At 54.7% G+C, this 15,384-nt stretch carries 13 protein-coding genes; 3 read left to right on the top strand and 10 right to left on the bottom strand.

The window, feature by feature from the left end; translation table 11 throughout:
• Window positions 1-74: 74 nt before the first annotated feature.
• From ACOTXC_RS19820 to yiaK, 4 genes are read right to left on the bottom strand one after another with little or no spacing between them, the layout of a single operon-like run.
• Window positions 75-1,394, bottom strand: coding sequence for an MFS transporter (locus tag ACOTXC_RS19820; protein WP_038416906.1), 1,320 nt, complete (start codon window positions 1,392-1,394; stop codon window positions 75-77).
• A 45-nt stretch (window positions 1,395-1,439) separates the two neighbouring features.
• On the bottom strand, window positions 1,440-2,366 hold the full coding sequence (locus ACOTXC_RS19815; RefSeq protein WP_023298859.1) for a DUF4862 family protein: 927 nt from the start codon (window positions 2,364-2,366) through the stop codon (window positions 1,440-1,442).
• A 26-nt stretch (window positions 2,367-2,392) separates the two neighbouring features.
• Window positions 2,393-2,860, bottom strand: coding sequence for a YhcH/YjgK/YiaL family protein (locus tag ACOTXC_RS19810; RefSeq protein ID WP_045308999.1), 468 nt, complete (start codon window positions 2,858-2,860; stop codon window positions 2,393-2,395).
• A gap of 10 nt (window positions 2,861-2,870) precedes the next feature.
• Window positions 2,871-3,869, bottom strand: coding sequence for a 3-dehydro-L-gulonate 2-dehydrogenase (gene yiaK / locus ACOTXC_RS19805; protein ID WP_063854006.1), 999 nt, complete (start codon window positions 3,867-3,869; stop codon window positions 2,871-2,873).
• Between the two features lie 224 nt (window positions 3,870-4,093).
• Between yiaK and yiaJ the strand changes: the two genes are divergently transcribed.
• Entirely contained in the window at window positions 4,094-4,912 is an 819-nt protein-coding gene (gene yiaJ, locus ACOTXC_RS19800) for an IclR family transcriptional regulator YiaJ (RefSeq protein ID WP_015572751.1), read from the top strand.
• 3 nt (window positions 4,913-4,915) lie between these two features.
• Window positions 4,916-5,371 (top strand): 4Fe-4S dicluster domain-containing protein, encoded by a 456-nt coding sequence (locus ACOTXC_RS19795; RefSeq protein WP_045309001.1) that lies wholly within the window; start codon window positions 4,916-4,918, stop codon window positions 5,369-5,371.
• Between the two features lie 7 nt (window positions 5,372-5,378).
• Here ACOTXC_RS19795 and avtA read toward each other — a convergent pair whose 3' ends face one another.
• Window positions 5,379-6,632, bottom strand: coding sequence for a valine--pyruvate transaminase (gene avtA, locus ACOTXC_RS19790; protein ID WP_421767917.1), 1,254 nt, complete (start codon window positions 6,630-6,632; stop codon window positions 5,379-5,381).
• Between the two features lie 241 nt (window positions 6,633-6,873).
• On the bottom strand, window positions 6,874-8,904 hold the full coding sequence (locus ACOTXC_RS19785) for an alpha-amylase (protein WP_421767916.1): 2,031 nt from the start codon (window positions 8,902-8,904) through the stop codon (window positions 6,874-6,876).
• 313 nt (window positions 8,905-9,217) lie between these two features.
• On the opposite strand from ACOTXC_RS19785, the gene ACOTXC_RS19780 reads away from it, so the two are divergent.
• Complete coding sequence (locus ACOTXC_RS19780; RefSeq protein WP_022649749.1) at window positions 9,218-10,042, top strand: protein bax; 825 nt, start codon at window positions 9,218-9,220, stop codon at window positions 10,040-10,042.
• A gap of 35 nt (window positions 10,043-10,077) precedes the next feature.
• Here ACOTXC_RS19780 and xylR read toward each other — a convergent pair whose 3' ends face one another.
• From xylR to xylF, 4 genes are all read right to left on the bottom strand, one after another.
• Window positions 10,078-11,256, bottom strand: coding sequence for a D-xylose utilization transcriptional activator XylR (gene xylR, locus ACOTXC_RS19775; RefSeq protein WP_038416899.1), 1,179 nt, complete (start codon window positions 11,254-11,256; stop codon window positions 10,078-10,080).
• Window positions 11,257-11,290: 34 nt separating this feature from the next.
• A complete protein-coding gene (gene xylH / locus ACOTXC_RS19770; RefSeq protein WP_003860151.1) occupies window positions 11,291-12,472 on the bottom strand; it encodes a xylose ABC transporter permease XylH in 1,182 nt (393 codons plus the stop codon).
• Window positions 12,450-13,991, bottom strand: coding sequence for a xylose ABC transporter ATP-binding protein (locus tag ACOTXC_RS19765; protein WP_015572746.1), 1,542 nt, complete (start codon window positions 13,989-13,991; stop codon window positions 12,450-12,452). The genes xylH and ACOTXC_RS19765 overlap by 23 nt, the downstream gene beginning before the upstream one ends.
• Before the next feature lie 72 nt (window positions 13,992-14,063).
• Complete coding sequence (gene xylF / locus ACOTXC_RS19760) at window positions 14,064-15,056, bottom strand: D-xylose ABC transporter substrate-binding protein (protein ID WP_022649746.1); 993 nt, start codon at window positions 15,054-15,056, stop codon at window positions 14,064-14,066.
• Window positions 15,057-15,384 lie beyond the last annotated feature (328 nt).

The following is a 15,384-nucleotide window of genomic DNA, read 5'->3' as shown; positions in this document are numbered from 1 at the left end:
TCTTCTCGCTTAATTGCCGGGTGGCGCTTCGCTTACCCGGCCTACGGTTTGGTTTAGTGAATCAGGTGAGGGCCTCAGGCCGCACGCTTATGCGAGTTCACCGTGGGGTTGGGCTCTGCTCCGGCATCGCATTTCGCCGGTAACATCAGGGCCAGCAGCGATGCCAGCGCCAGCGAAACCGCCAGGCAGTAAACGCCTGCGTCTTTGCTGTACAGGGTGATCAGTACGCCTACCGCATAAGGACCGCAGAACCCGCCGAGGTTGCCCAGGGCATTAATCACGCCGCGAGCGCCACCCGCCATCTCAGCGCTGAACAGACGCGCCGGGATGGTCCAGAACACGCCCGCTGCGGATTGCAGGAAGAAGCCACAGCCCACCAGCGCGGCATAGGCCAGCCAGGTGTGCTCTTTCAGCGCCACGGAGAGGAACATGCAGAGCGCAAAGCCAATCAATGGCAGGGAAACAAACAGCTTGCGCTTGCCGGTGCGGTCAGAGAGCGTAGAGAACAGGAACATGCCGGCAATGGCGCCGATGTAAGGCAGAATGGCGAGCATTCCCACCTGGCCGATGCTGGTGTGCGTCAGTTCTTTCAGAATGGTGGGCAGCCAGAGGGTGTAACCGTAAATGCCGGTCTGGTAGAAGAAGTTGAGGGCGATCAGCTGCCACATGGTTTTGTCAGACAGCACTGCGCTGAGCGAGGCGTTTTTCACCTCTTTACCCGCAATGGCCTGCTGCTCTGCCGCCAGTGTTTGTACCAGGTAGTTTTTCTCGGCCTCAGAGATCCAGCGCGCTTCCTGCGGCCGGTCGTAGACGGTGAACGCCCACAGCACCAGCACAACAACGGACATCAGACCTTCAATAATGAACAGCCAGCGCCAGTCGAGAGCGGTGATAATCCAGCCCGACAGTGGGGCGGTGATGATCCCGGCGATGGGCACGAACATGATCACAATCGCGTTGGCGCGGCCGCGCTCGGCATCCGGGAACCAGTTACTGATCATCGTGAGCACAACGGGCAGCATCCCGCCTTCCGCCACGCCGAGTAAGAAGCGCAGCACCAGCAGCTGATACTGGTTGGTTACAAGCCCGGTCAGAACCGAGATCACCGCCCAGGCAACCAGCGACCAGCCGATAAACTTCTTACCGCTGCCGTGCACGGCAATTTTGCCGCCGGGAACTTGCAGGAACAAATAGCCAATAAAAAAGATCCCCCCCGCCAGGCCCGCCATCGTGGCGGAAATGCCCAGCTCTTCGTCCATACCGCCGGGCATCGCAAAAGCTATATTTACGCGGTCCATATAGGAAATAATGCAGGCGATAAGAATAGGGGGAATGATCCTTAGCCAGCGCTGGCGCGGAATGTCCGCGTGTAGAGCATTAGAAGAAATATTCATAGTTAATATCTCAGTGAAGGTAACCGGAAAATGTATTCTTTATTTTTATTGTGATGCTTTATTCATAGCGCTAATGCCGTCGCGCAAAATAGCGATGCGATGGCTGACGTCAGCATTAGCATTTATTTCCAGTAATTTAATACCGGAGAATTTCAATGTTGCGGCGCTCGCCGCAGTAAACAGCGTTTTTACATGTTCAGTGGACATGAGACTGTCGGCACAGAACGAAGAAAACGGCGCGTGCAGATCCTGCCATTCTCCGTACTCACCGCGAGGGGTCGTGCCCGAGAACATCAGCGCCCCCAGTTTCCCGGCAGCGAGTGCCGCCTGAACATGTTCCAGCGGAAGGGCGGTGTTGCGACCTTCGATGGCCGAACGTGCCCAGTTGATACAGACGCTGATATCGGTCTCTCTCACTACCTCCAGCACCTGCTCTAAGGGCAAGAACCCTTTACGCGGCGCCGGGCTATTCATCGCATCACAGTGTTCCAGCACCAGATCGCAGCCCCAGTCCCAGCTCGCGATTTCCCTTACCGAGCGGGAGAATGCTTCTGTCGCTTGCTCGACAGAATCATTACCCGCCTGTGGTGCGGCCTGCATTTCCAGAGCGACCACTTTCCCGGGAAAGCGGGTGTTAACGGCATCAATCTTTTGATGCAGATGGCGGTAATATTCAATGCACGCTTTACGTTGTTCTTCGTCCGCGGACGCCAGGCCAAACGCGCCGTTGCTGCCGCGGCGGCGCATGGTTTCCATAACGGCTGTGACAACGATCTGCCAGTTGCCCGGCGTATGACGAAACAGCCATTCATCACCAAACGGATGGAGATTTTCAAGGCAAGGTTGTTCCAGCCCGCGAATATTTGGCGTGTCGGAAAGTTCCCGCCAGAAGGCGTGTTCTTCCTGCTCCCCTTTCTGGTGAAACGAGGGTGCGCAGGGGTACGCACCAATAATAAAACCGGTGTTGGTCATTTCGCATTCCTGTATTTATCAGAAAATTAATCTAATTCGCTGATGGCCACTTTCACCACAATTTTACGAATTGCGGATCCCTTGTTTTTAATACAGGCAGGACGGTGAACATCCTGCGGGAAAAATATGGCGTAACTGCCAGGGATCATTTCGATAAACGACTCGTGTTCGCTGTCGTGATAAAAAATAATATCCCGTTGCTCCAGCAATGATTCGCTGATTTTGTTATTCCCGGTATCAATAGCAATACCGATTTTTTCTTCGCCCCAGGCCAAAAACTGGATATCCAGATAGCGGCGATGGACTTCAGGGCGGTTCTCGTGCTGTTCCTTTGTGGTGAGGTCGAGAACCTGGGCAAAAATGTTGCGGCCTTCAATTTCGATCACGCCCGGCGCCAGGGTGGTGAAATCCGTGGTACGCAGAAAATTAAGCGCCTTTTCAATCGCCAGCGGCAGGCGACATGGATTTGGCTGTGTAATATGTCCGAATATCATGACCCACTCCTTACAGAGACTGGATTTTCGCCCACACGCTGTCGTCAATCGTGATGCCGTTGCGGCGGTTCTCCTCCAGCAGGCGTGTGAACTCATGGCCTGGCAGACGGACGGCGACATTTTCATCAGCGCGTTCTGCGGTGGTGATGAAGTCCATGATGCGCTGTAGTTTGGCATCGCGGGTTGGACCGTCGATCAGGCGATCCACTTCGATGGCGATAAAGATCTGCGATACGCCGTATTCGTCGCTGTTGTCCTGGGTCACTTCCGCGACGGACGCGCCGTCAGAGAGCAGGGTGGCGATCATGTCGAGCACAATCGACAAGCCGGAACCTTTCCAGTAGCCCATGGGCAGAATGCGACGGTTTTTCTCAATCACGCCCGGCTCTCTGGTCAGATTGCCTTCATCGTCAAAGCCGCCGTCGACCGGTAATTCGCGTCCGGCCAGGCGATTCACCTCCAGCATGCCGTAGGAGAACATCGACATCGACATATCGACCATGGTGATTGGATTCGACGGGATAGCGACGATCAGCGGGTTTGTGCCGATGCAGCATTCTTTTGATCCCCACGCGGGCATCACGGCAATAGAGTTGGTCCAGCAGATGCCGATATAGCCTTTCTCCGCCGCCTGCCAGCCGTAGCTGCCGCCGCGCATCCAGTGGTTAGCGTTACGCAGCGCCACCAGGCCGATCCCGTGATCGGACGCCAGCTCGGTAGCACGGTCCATCATCTTCTTCGCCGTCAGGTTGCCGATGGAACGCTGGGCATCCCACTGTTCGATGGCGCCTAATGTCGTTACGCGTTTCGGCTGGGCGTCAGGGAGGATGTCGCCTGCGTCAAGCTGCTGAATAAATCGCGGGAAGCGGTTGACGCCGTGTGAATAAACGCCGGACTCCGTGGTGCGGGCGAACATCTCGGCGCAGGCGTCTGCGGTATCCGCTTTTACACCGCGATCGAGCAGAACCCGATTGAACGCCGCTTTCAACTCTTCGAAGGTCACTTTCATCCCTGTTCTCCTGTTTTTTTAGGGGCAAGTGCGAGTGTTTTTTTATCGCTAAATTTCACTATGCGAAATCTGATTTCAAATATAGCGATCAAATTTTGTCAGATCAACGACATTCACGTTTTTAAAAACCGATTAAAATCAAATGGTTGTGTTTTTTCTGTTGAGATCGTGAACTAAACCACACTTTGCGCTACCATCAGGGCGCGATAAACAGGAGCCATTTGATGAGCATAAAAGAGAGCGAAATGACGCAAGAAAAAGAGAGGCCAGCAGGTAGCCAGAGCTTGTTTCGCGGCCTGATGCTGATTGAAATCCTCAGTAACTATCCGAACGGGTGTCCGCTTGCGCATTTATCAGAACTGGCGGGGCTGAATAAAAGCACCGTGCACCGGTTATTGCAGGGGTTGCAGTCGTGCGGGTACGTGACGCCGGCGCCGGCGGCAGGGAGCTATCGTCTGACCACTAAATTTATCGCCGTCGGGCAAAAGGCGCTTTCATCGCTCAATATTATTCACGTGGCGGCGCCGCACCTCGAGGCGCTGAACATTGCCACCGGCGAAACGGTCAACTTCTCCAGCCGTGAAGATGACCACGCGATCCTGATTTATAAGCTTGAGCCGACAACCGGTATGCTGCGCACGCGCGCATATATCGGCCAGCATATGCCGCTCTATTGTTCTGCGATGGGCAAAATCTATATGGCGTTTGGTCATCAGGATTACGTGGCGAGCTACTGGGAAAGCCACCAGGAACAGATCCAACCTTTGACCCGCAACACCATCACCGAACTGAGCGCGATGTATGATGAGCTGGCGGAAATTCGCGATCACAGTATGGCGATGGATAAAGAAGAGAACGAGCTGGGTGTGTCATGTATCGCCGTGCCGGTCTTTGATATTCACGGGCGCGTGCCCTATGCCATCTCCATTTCGCTGTCGACGTCGCGCATGAAGCAGGTGGGCGAGAAAAACTTGTTAAAACCGCTGCGTGACACGGCGGAAGCTATCTCGAAAGAACTGGGGTTTAACGTGCGCGAGGCGTAACTGATGAACCGATTTATTCTGACGGATCCTGAAAAATGTATCGGGTGCCGCACCTGTGAGGTGGCGTGCATGATGTCGCATCAAAGCAGCGCCACGCCAGAAGCGTTTACGTCACGTATCCGCGTGGTTAAGGGGGGAACCTTCACCACAGCCGTGGGCTGCCATCAGTGTGAAGATGCGCCCTGCGCGAATGTCTGCCCGACGGGGGCCATTCACCGTGCTGCGGGAGCCTGGCTCGTTGAGCAGGCTCGCTGTATCGGCTGCAAAAGCTGTATGGTGGCGTGCCCGTTCGGGGCAATGCAGGTTCGGGTTGTGGGAGATCGCGTTCAGGCGCTGAAATGTGATTTGTGCATGCATCGCGAGGGCGGTCCCGCCTGCGTCGAAGCCTGTCCCACCCACGCGCTGCGCTGCATAGACCCCGCCAGACTACGCGTGGAACGGCTGCGTAATCTGGCCTGAGGTTTTATTAACCGGCCTCGCGCCAGGCGTTCTCAATCTCTTCGGCGAGAATTTTCACACCCGCTTCGATTTTTTCCGGGTCCGGGACGTAGTTCATGCGCATGCACTGGTGCGTATGCGGCCACGGCTTATCCAGACCCGGGAAGAAGTAATCCCCCGGGACCATCAGCACGCCACGCTTTTTCAGACGCTGATAAAGCAGCTCTGTCGTGATGGGCAGATCCTTAAACCACAGCCACAGGAAAATTGCCCCTTCCGGTTTATGGATCAGGCAGCGTTCCTCCGGTAAGTAGCGGCGAAGGATGGCGATAGTTTCCTGAACGCGCTGAGAGTAAAACGGCTTGATCACCTCATTTGACAGGCGCAGCAGGTCGTTACGCCTGATCATCTCGCACATCATCGCCGGGCCGATGCCGCCAGGGGAAAGGCTGATAATGCCGTTCATGTTGGTAATGGCGGTGATGATTTTCTCGTTAGCAATGATAATGCCGCAGCGGCTGCCCGGCAGGCCCAGCTTGGAGAGGCTCATGCAGAGGATGATGTTCGGGTTCCACAGCGGACGCGCTTCGCTGAAGATGATCCCCGGGAACGGTACGCCATAGGCGTTATCGATCACCAGCGGGATGCCGTGCTGATTCGCCAGCGCATCCAGCTTCATCAGCTCGTCGTCGGTGATCACGTTCCCCGTCGGGTTGGTGGGACGAGATACGCAGATCATGCCCGTCTCTTCACCGATATGCAGATGTTCAAAATCGACGTGATATTTGAACTGGCCCTCTGGCAACAACTCGATATTCGGACGTGCGGAAACAAACAGGTCTTCTTCGAGGCCGGCATCGGCATAGCCGATATACTCCGGAGCCAGCGGGAACAGCACTTTTTTCGTGGTGCCGTCGGCGCGGCGTCCTGCGAACAGATTGAATAAGTAGAAAAACGCGCTCTGACTGCCGTTTGTCAGTGCAATGTTCTGTGGTTCGATATCCCAACCCAGCGCTTCCCGCAGCATTACCGCCAGAAGCGTCAGTAGTTCTGTTTTACCCTGAGGGCCGTCGTAATTACATAGCGCATCGGTTGCTTTACCGTTTTCCAGCATGTCTGCCAGCAGCGTCTGGAAGTAGGTGTTCATCTCCGGAATTTGAGCCGGGTTTCCGCCGCCAAGCATGATAGCGCCTGGGGTGCGCAGCCCGTCGTTGAGGTCCTCCATCAGGCGGGTAATGCCTGAATGGCGGGTAAATTTGTCGCCGAATTGTGAAAACGTCATAGCAGGTGATCTGTCGGGCTTAATATGAAAGGCAGTAACCATAACGCCAGCACCGTGTTGGTGCAAATCGGCGGATGTGGTCGGATTTGTTGTTTTGTATGGTGGAGAGGGATTATTGCAGTGAATCGTTCTGATGAATGTCCCCTCACCCCGGCCCTCTCCCCAAAGGGGCGAGGGTGAAAGACCGCACCGTGCAATCCCCTTGCCCCTTAGGGGAGAGGATTAGGGTGAGGGGGCTGTTCTACTGATTACCCGCCCACACCACCATCACCTTATCGCCCTTGTGCTCGCGCACAAAGCCGTAGCCTTCTTTCATTGACAGCGTTGTTTGCTTGCCTTCACCCACAGCCGGATGACGGGCGCGGAACTGCCCCAGAAGCTGCCAGTGGGCGACAGTTAACGCCTGTTTACCTGTGACGTCCTGCCAGTTCATATCCGAACGGGTTCCCTGTAGCGGATCGGAGCCTGTCGGGCCAAATGGACGCTCTGATTCATCGCCGTAATAGATCTGCACGCTTCCCGGCGCCAGCAGCAGTAACTCAGCGGCGCGCTGGCCCCCTTCACGGAACAGACGCGTATCGTGGGAGGAGAGATAGCTCAGCACATTAAAACTTTGCAGCTTTTCTGCCATTTGCTGCCAGGTCAAATCCATATCTGCCAGACAGTCCACTGCTTTCGCCGCCTGCTCCTGATAGTCAAAGTTGATCATCGCATCGAAGCCGTGACGGTAATAATCGCTCTGCATCACGCCGTGGCCCCAGGATTCACCGGTCATCCAGAACGGCGCATCGTCGAGTTTTTTGTCCGGGTTGGCGGCCTTCCACGCGGCCAGCGCCTGGCTGGCCTGGTCTTTCAGTTGTTGCCAGGCTTCATGCTCAACGTGTTTGGCGGTATCGACCCGGAAACCGTCGATGCCGTAGTCACGTACCCACTGGCTAAGCCAGTGGGTCAGGTAATCTCGCGGCGTGAAATTCGTCATCACTTTCGCGTTGGTGTCGGGCTTGTGTTGATAAAAGTTCGGCAAACCTGACGGGGTTTTTGATTCCGTTTTCAGATCCGGCAGGAAGGCCAGGGACATGGTCAAGTCGTCAAAGCCCGGGTTGTCGTAATCACCGATATCGGTACGGATCCATTTTTTACCCCACCATTTTTCCCATGCGGCTTTGTCACTGAAGTTGATGTAATCGTTGAAGCTGTGCCAGCTTTGACCCGCGCCTGGCTTCCAGTCAGTCCAGCGTTCGCCGAGCGTTTTTTTCAGCTCATCTCCCTGTAAATAGAGTGCGCCAAACTGATATTGCTGCATATCTGCAAGCGTCGCATAGCCCGCGTGGTTCATGACAACGTCAAACAGGACGCGGATACCGCGCCTGTGCGCGTCGTCGACAAGCTGGCGTAAATCATCTTCGTTGCCCATGTTGGCGTCGAGTTTCGTCCAGTCCTGGGTGTAATAACCGTGATACGCGTAGTGGGGGAAATCCCCTTTGGTGCCGCCGCCAACCCAGCCGTGGATCTGCTCTAGCGGGGAGCTTATCCAGAGCGCATTCACGCCCAGTTGCTGAAGGTAATCCAGTTTGCTGGTAAGCCCTTTCAGATCGCCGCCGTGGAAAGTACCTATCTCCTGCATACCATCTTTATGGCGGCCATAGCTGTTGTCGTTGGTGGGGTCGCCATTCACGAAGCGATCGGTCAGCACGAAATAGACGGTGGCGTTTTGCCAGCTGAACGGCGCGGGTTTGTCCGTTTCGGCGCGCTCAAGCAGCAGCAGGCCATTGCTGTTGGCGGCTGGCTGAAGAGTCACTTTGCCATTTTGAACGGTCGCGGTCTGTTTGCTGTAAAAATCACGCACCACCGTGCCTTCCGGGAACGTGTTAACGACGTCGATCGTGAGCGGTTTGCCGTCCCACTTCGGGCACTGGCGGGTAACGTTTGCGACAGGCTGTGGCGCCGCACTTTGTACCGTCAGCATCAGCGTCGGCGTTCCAGAGCGCGTATCAATACGCATCTGATAAACGCCGTCACGGAATAATCGCCACTGCGGTGGCGTGCCTTCGCACGGTTTGAGCGACAGCATCTCGTTGAGCTTAATGGCCTTTGTCGGCTGCCAGCACGCGTTGTCAAGACTCAACGTCAGTGGACGGGTACCCTTCGCAAGCGTTGCCTGGCTGGTAAAGACGCCGGTACCTTCAGCGTTGAATGCGTCAAATCCCGGCGATGACCAGTCGGCATGCGCGAATGCGGGTAACATCAGAACAGCTAATGCAGTGCGTTTCATTCCATTTTCCTGTCGCGGCATTTTTGACCAGTGTGCCATTCGGCTCAGGGGAAAAACTCCTCCTCTGAGGCTTTCTGCCAGGAGGACGCGAAGGGATGAGTGATCCCGCGCAAAATTAGGCAGTTATCTGCGATATCGCGCACATTTTTCCAGTGTTGGTGCTTTAATGAGCATGTTCCGGATGACATAGTTTCGGAATTGGACTATTTATAGACGTGCTCTTGAAGACTATTTTTGGTACGATTTGAGATTCCGCTCTCAAATTTTGAAGAAAATAAGGTGTTGGAATGCTTATATCCGACCAGGAGACCTAATGATATCGACTCCCATTCGACGATATGGGGCCGCGATACTCATGTTACTCACCATGGCATTTTCAGGTGAGGTGCTTGCAAAGACGCACACGGATACAACGAGTAAGAAAGCCCACGTAATAAAGACGACAAGCAGTAAGGTTAGCAGTAAACAAGAGTATTCTCGCAATAGTGCAAAGAGTAGTTCACTTCCTGATTTGCGAAAATACCCTTCCGGGACACCAAGGAAAAAAGCGTTTCTCCGGACGGTAATGCCTTACATTAAAAGTCAAAATGCCGCGATTACTGCGGATCGTAACTGGCTGATCGCCAAACAGTACGATAGCCGCTGGTCGCCGTCTGAGCGCACTCGCCTGAAAGACATCGCCAAACGCTATAAAGTGAAGTGGAGCGGGAACACGCGTCGTGTGCCGTGGAACACTCTGTTAGAGCGTGTGGACATTATTCCAGGCAGTATGGTCGCGACAATGGCCGCCGCCGAAAGCGGTTGGGGCACCTCGAAGCTGGCGCGCAACAACAACAATCTGTTTGGCATGAAATGCGCAAAAGGTCGTTGTACTAATGCACCCGGCAAGGTGAAGGGCTATTCACAGTTTGAATCGGTGAAAGATTCCGTGAATGCCTATGTGGTGAATCTGAACACCCACCCGGCCTACTCTTCGTTCCGTAAGTCACGCGCGCAGCTGCGTAAGGCGGATCAGGAAGTGACGGCCACGGCGATGATCCACAAGCTGAAAGGTTATTCCACCCAGGGACAGCGCTACAACAACTACCTGTTCTCCATGTACCAGGATAACCAGCGTCTGATTGCCGCACATATGTAATGAAAAACGCCTTCCACTGGAAGGCGTTCTTTTTTCTAGAGCAGGACTTCACTGTACCGTTCCCGGTACTCCTTCGGCGTGGTGTCATACTCTTTCCTGAACACCGAATAGAAATACTGAAGCGACGGATAGCCGCACATCTGTGAAATCTCGTTGATCGACAGCGAGGTGGAGATCAGCAGACTGCGCGCTTTCTCCAGCTTTTCCGCATGGATCACGGCGTGGATCGTCTCACCGACTTCCTCTTTAAACCGCTTCTCCAGATTCGAACGTGAAATGCCGACCGAATCCAGCACCTGATCGACCTTGATCCCTTTGCAGGCATGATTGCGAATGTAGTGCATCGCCTGAATCACGGCCGGATCGTTTAGGGAGCGGTAGTCAGTTGAGCGACGCTCGACCACGCGAACGGGCGGAACCAGCAGACGCTGGAGCGGCAGGGATTCGTTGTCTAACAGTCGGTGCAGCAGCTTTGCGGCCTGATAGCCCATCTGACGGGTACCCTGCGCCACGGATGAGAGCGCCACGCGCGACAGATAGCGCGTAAGCTCTTCGTTATCAATACCAATCACGCACAGCTTTTCAGGCACAGGAATATGCAAATGTTCGCACACCTGTAATACGTGGCGGGCGCGGGCGTCCGTCACGGCGATAATCCCTGTCTGGGGCGGCAGTGTTTGCAGCCAGTCAGCCAGGCGATTCTGTGCGTGCTGCCAGTTTTCTGGCGCGGTTTCCAGCCCCTGATAAACGACGCCGCGATACTTCTCCTGGGCAACCAGCTGGCAGAAGGCATACTCACGCTCCATCGCCCAGCGCTTTCCGCTGGTGGCGGGCAATCCGTAAAACGCAAAACGATGGACGCCTTTCTCCTTTAAATGGAGGAAGGCGGTCTCAACCAGGGCATGGTTATCCGTGGCGATGTAGTGAACGGGGGGGTAATGTTCCGCTGAATGGTAAGAGCCGCCAACGCCCACGATAGGTACGTCGACACCACTCAGCAACTGTTCAATCACGGGGTCGTCAAAGTCAGCGATAACCCCGTCTCCCAGCCAGTCTTTGATGTTCTCCAGACGGGTACGGAAATCTTCTTCGATGAAAATATCCCATTCGGATTGCGACGCCTGCAAATATTCACCAACCCCCTCAACCACCTGACGGTCATAGGCTTTGTTGGCATTGAATAACAACGTAATGCGGTGACGCTTTTCAAACATGGCTCACTTTCCCAAATTAGTCACGATACGGTTCTCAGGCGCGCCGCTTGGTGGCAGAGTCCATCCAGACTGCCAGCAAAAGAATGGCCCCTTTGACGATATACTGCCAAAACGTCGGCACGTCCATCATACTCATCCCGTTATCCAGCGAAGCCATAATAAATGCGCCCATCACCGCCCCCGCCACGCTGCCAATGCCTCCGGCGAGGCTGGTCCCGCCAATCACGCAGGCGGCGATGGCGTCCAGCTCGGCAATATTACCGGCAGACGGGGAACCCGCACCCAGTCGTGAGCTGAGGATCAGCCCCGCGATGGCTACCATCAGGCCGTTGATGGCAAAGACGGCGAGTTTGGTGCGCTCGACGTTGATACCAGATAAACGCGCGGCTTCAAGATTGCCGCCGATAGCATAAATACGGCGACCGAATGCGGTACGTGTGGCCATAAACATCCCACCTAACAGCAACAGCGCCAGCAGCAGAACGGGCGTTGGGACACCGCGATAATCGTTTAGCAGCCAGATGGCCCCCAGCACAATCACCGCAGTAAGCGCCTGACGGCCGACAACCGAGGTTGAGGCAGGCGAGGCCAGCCCCAGCGCCTGGCGACGCATGCGTCCTCGCCATTGCCACGCGACAAACGCCATCAGCCCAACCACGCCGATCGTAAAACCGACGCCATCAGAGAGGTAGCTTTGGCCAATCTGGGACATCGAGGCGCTGGTCGGGGAGACGGTAGTGCCGTTGGTGATCCCAATCAGAATACCGCGGAAGGCCAGCATCCCTGCTAAGGTGACAATAAACGACGGGACTTTACGGTAGGCCACCCACCAGCCGTTCCACGCACCCAGCAGCAGACCCAGTACCAGCGTGACCGCAATCGTCAGCGGCAGCGGCCAGCCGAGCCAGACGTCAAAAATTGCCGCCACGCCGCCGAGCAGACCCATCATCGACCCTACCGACAGGTCAATTTCCGCTGAGATAATCACAAAGACCATCCCCACCGCCAGGATCCCGGTGATGGCGGTCTGACGCAGCAGGTTAGAGACGTTACGTGCGCTCAAATAGGAGCCATCGGTCATCCAGGTAAAGAACAACATGATGACGATAATGGCGGCAATCATTACAAAAACTTGCAGATTCAGCGATTTAAGTCCTGCGAACGCACCGGGCGTCGGAACAGCGACTTTGATATCAGACGGGTTGCTTTTCGACATGGCGTTCGCTCCTTAAGGCAGCTTCCATCACCTGCTCTTGCGTCAGGTTCTGGTTGTTCAGGTTGGCTTTGAGTTTCCCTTCATGCATGACCAGCACGCGGTCGCTCAGCCCCAGCACTTCAGGCAATTCGGACGAGATAACAATGACGGCAATCCCTTGCTGCACAAGCTGGTTGATCAGCTTGTAGATTTCATACTTCGCGCCGATATCGATCCCGCGCGTGGGTTCGTCCAGAATTAAAATGCGCGGATTAAGCAACAGGCAGCGTGCCAGAATCGCTTTCTGCTGGTTGCCGCCGCTCAGGCGACCTATCGCCAGTTCCGGCGAGGAGGTTTTCACCTTGAGCCTGGCAAGTGACTGAAGAATACACTGCTGTTCTGCGGCATCATCCAGGCTGCTCAGCGCGCCGGAAAACTGGCTGAGCGCCGCCAGCGTGATATTTTTTCCCACCGCCATGACCGGCACGATGCCGTCTTTTTTGCGGTCTTCGGGCACCATAGCAATGCCTTTGGCAATGGCCTGCTGGCAGTTGTCGATTTTTACCGGCTGACCGTCGATATAAATTTTGCCTTCCCAGCGCCCCGGCCAGACGCCAAACAGACACTGCACGGCCTCGGTTCTTCCGGCACCCACTAAACCCGCAATACCGAGAATTTCGCCGCGGTGCAGCGAGAAGGAGAGGTTATCCACGCGCTTGATGTGGCGGTTAACGGGATGCCACGCCGTCAGGTTTTCCACGCGCAGGAGTTCTTCGCCTATGGTGTGTGGTTCGTTGGGATACAGTGCGGTGAGCTCGCGACCCACCATCATGGTGATGATGTCATCTTCGCTCATGCCTTCTGCTTCACGCGTGCCAATGTGCTGCCCGTCGCGGATGACGCAGATGGTGTCGGAAATAGCTTTCACCTCATTGAGCTTGTGCGAAATATAGATGCAGGCGATACCGTGGTTTTGCAGATCGCGGATGATATTGAGCAGAACGGCGGTTTCCTGTTCGGTGAGCGAGGCGGTTGGCTCGTCGAGGATCAGCAGGCGTACCTGTTTATTTAGCGCCTTGGCGATCTCCACCAGCTGCTGCTGGCCCAAACCTAAGTCGCCCACGCGCGTATCCGGTGAGATAGCGAGACTCACCTGGGCCAGCAGTTTTTCGCAGCGCAGCGTCATGGTGTCGTAATCCAGTACGCCGTGGCGCGAGAGTTCGGCCCCAAGAAAGATATTTTCCAGCACGGTAAGGTGCTTCACCAGTGCCAGCTCCTGGTGAATGATAGCGATGCCTTTACGTTCGGTATCACGAATGTGCGTGGCCTGAAGCACCTCACCGGCAAAGACGATTTCGCCCTCGTAGCTGCCGTGCGGATAGATCCCGCACAGCACCTTCATCAGCGTGGATTTCCCCGAGCCGTTTTCGCCGCACAGCGACATCACTTCGCCGGGGTTCAGCCGCAGGCTTACGTTGTCGACCGCTTTCACCGCCCCGAAGGCTTTGGTGATGCTTTTCATTTCAAGTAAATAAGACATAACTGCTCCGCATAGCCCGACAGATGAACAGGGCAGGTCGATGCGCCCCCGCCGGGCAGGGGCTGCGCTGGATTACAGTTCACTCTTCTTATGGAAACCGTCTTTCACCACCGTGGCGTCAATATTCTCTTTGTTGACTTCGATAGGGGTAAGCAGGCGAGCTGGCACGTCTTTCAGGCCGTTATTTAACGTCGCGTCTGCTTTAGGTTGCTGGCCATTTCCCAGCTCAACGGCAATTTCGGCGGCGGTATTGGCAAGCTCGGTAATGGGCTTATAGACCGTCATAGTCTGGGTACCCGCGATAATGCGTTTTACACCCGCAAGGTCGGCGTCCTGTCCGGAAATAGCGACTTTCCCGGCCAGACCCTGCGCGCTCAGCGCCTGAATGGCGCCCCCCGCAGTGGCGTCGTTAGAGGCCACCACTGCATCGATTTTGTTGTTATTTGCGGTCAACGCGTTTTCCATAATTTTCAGCGCGTTTTCCGGTAACCAGCCGTCAGCCCACTGATCGCCGACGACTTTAATTTTGCCCTCGTCGATATACGGCTTCAGCACTTTCATTTGTCCCTGACGGAACAGTTTGGCGTTGTTATCCACAGGCGAGCCGCCCATCAGGAAATAATTCCCTTGAGGCACTTTTGCGATCAGGCTTTTAGCCTGTAATTCACCCACCTTTTCATTGTCGAACGAAATATAATAATCAATATCCGCATTATTAATCATGCGGTCATAAGCCAGGACTTTTATGCCTTCCTGTTTTGCTTCTTTCACCACGTTGCTTAATACCTGGCCGTTATACGGGATAATGACCAGCACATCGACGCCACGGTTGATCATATTCTCAATTTGCGACATTTGCGTCTCTTCGTTGCCGTTAGCGGACTGAACGAACACCTCCGCACCGAGAGATTCCGCTTTTTTAACAAAGATATCGCGATCTTTTTGCCAGCGCTCCAGGCGTAAGTCATCAATCGCCATGCCGATTTTGACCTCTTTGGCGTGGCCGGCAAAGCTTGCAAGCAGGAGAGTAGTGCAGAGCGTTAGGGTCAGGTTCTTTATCTTCATAATTATTAGGCCTTTTTGTAGGGGTATGTGTAGCTGAGATAAAAGAAACATTCACTGCTGAGACGCAGCAAATTTTTAACGTGGAAAGGCCTGCTGGCAATTACAGATTTTTATCTTCTCATTACGATATTTGGTTTATTTCTGAATTTATGACCGCGATCGGATTTTAAAAAGCGTAACCTATTAATTACATTTGATTCTGGAATGCGCGCCGAAAAATAGTTTGTCTGCACATTATTTTGCGAGCCAGCGCACAATTGCGCATTCTCTCAATAGCAGTGTGAAATAACGTAATTGAGCAACCTCCAATGTCTATTCACTATTACTC

It is taken from the genome of Enterobacter cloacae complex sp. IR5428 (genome assembly GCF_049238585.1).
In the GTDB taxonomy this organism is placed as follows: domain Bacteria; phylum Pseudomonadota; class Gammaproteobacteria; order Enterobacterales; family Enterobacteriaceae; genus Enterobacter; species Enterobacter intestinihominis.
This window is presented reverse-complemented; position numbering and strand designations above follow the sequence as displayed.

Coding starts and splice junctions, on each gene's coding strand:
- ACOTXC_RS19795 (WP_045309001.1), top strand. CDS start 4,916: ATGAACCGATTTATTCTGACGGATCCTGAAAAATGTATCGGGTGCCGC.
- ACOTXC_RS19815 (WP_023298859.1), bottom strand. CDS start 2,366: ATGACCAACACCGGTTTTATTATTGGTGCGTACCCCTGCGCACCCTCG.
- ACOTXC_RS19810 (WP_045308999.1), bottom strand. CDS start 2,860: ATGATATTCGGACATATTACACAGCCAAATCCATGTCGCCTGCCGCTG.
- ACOTXC_RS19780 (WP_022649749.1), top strand. CDS start 9,218: ATGATATCGACTCCCATTCGACGATATGGGGCCGCGATACTCATGTTA.
- yiaJ (WP_015572751.1), top strand. CDS start 4,094: ATGAGCATAAAAGAGAGCGAAATGACGCAAGAAAAAGAGAGGCCAGCA.
- xylF (WP_022649746.1), bottom strand. CDS start 15,056: ATGAAGATAAAGAACCTGACCCTAACGCTCTGCACTACTCTCCTGCTT.
- xylR (WP_038416899.1), bottom strand. CDS start 11,256: ATGTTTGAAAAGCGTCACCGCATTACGTTGTTATTCAATGCCAACAAA.
- yiaK (WP_063854006.1), bottom strand. CDS start 3,869: ATGAAAGTGACCTTCGAAGAGTTGAAAGCGGCGTTCAATCGGGTTCTG.
- avtA (WP_421767917.1), bottom strand. CDS start 6,632: ATGACGTTTTCACAATTCGGCGACAAATTTACCCGCCATTCAGGCATT.
- xylH (WP_003860151.1), bottom strand. CDS start 12,472: ATGTCGAAAAGCAACCCGTCTGATATCAAAGTCGCTGTTCCGACGCCC.
- ACOTXC_RS19785 (WP_421767916.1), bottom strand. CDS start 8,904: ATGAAACGCACTGCATTAGCTGTTCTGATGTTACCCGCATTCGCGCAT.
- ACOTXC_RS19820 (WP_038416906.1), bottom strand. CDS start 1,394: ATGAATATTTCTTCTAATGCTCTACACGCGGACATTCCGCGCCAGCGC.
- ACOTXC_RS19765 (WP_015572746.1), bottom strand. CDS start 13,991: ATGTCTTATTTACTTGAAATGAAAAGCATCACCAAAGCCTTCGGGGCG.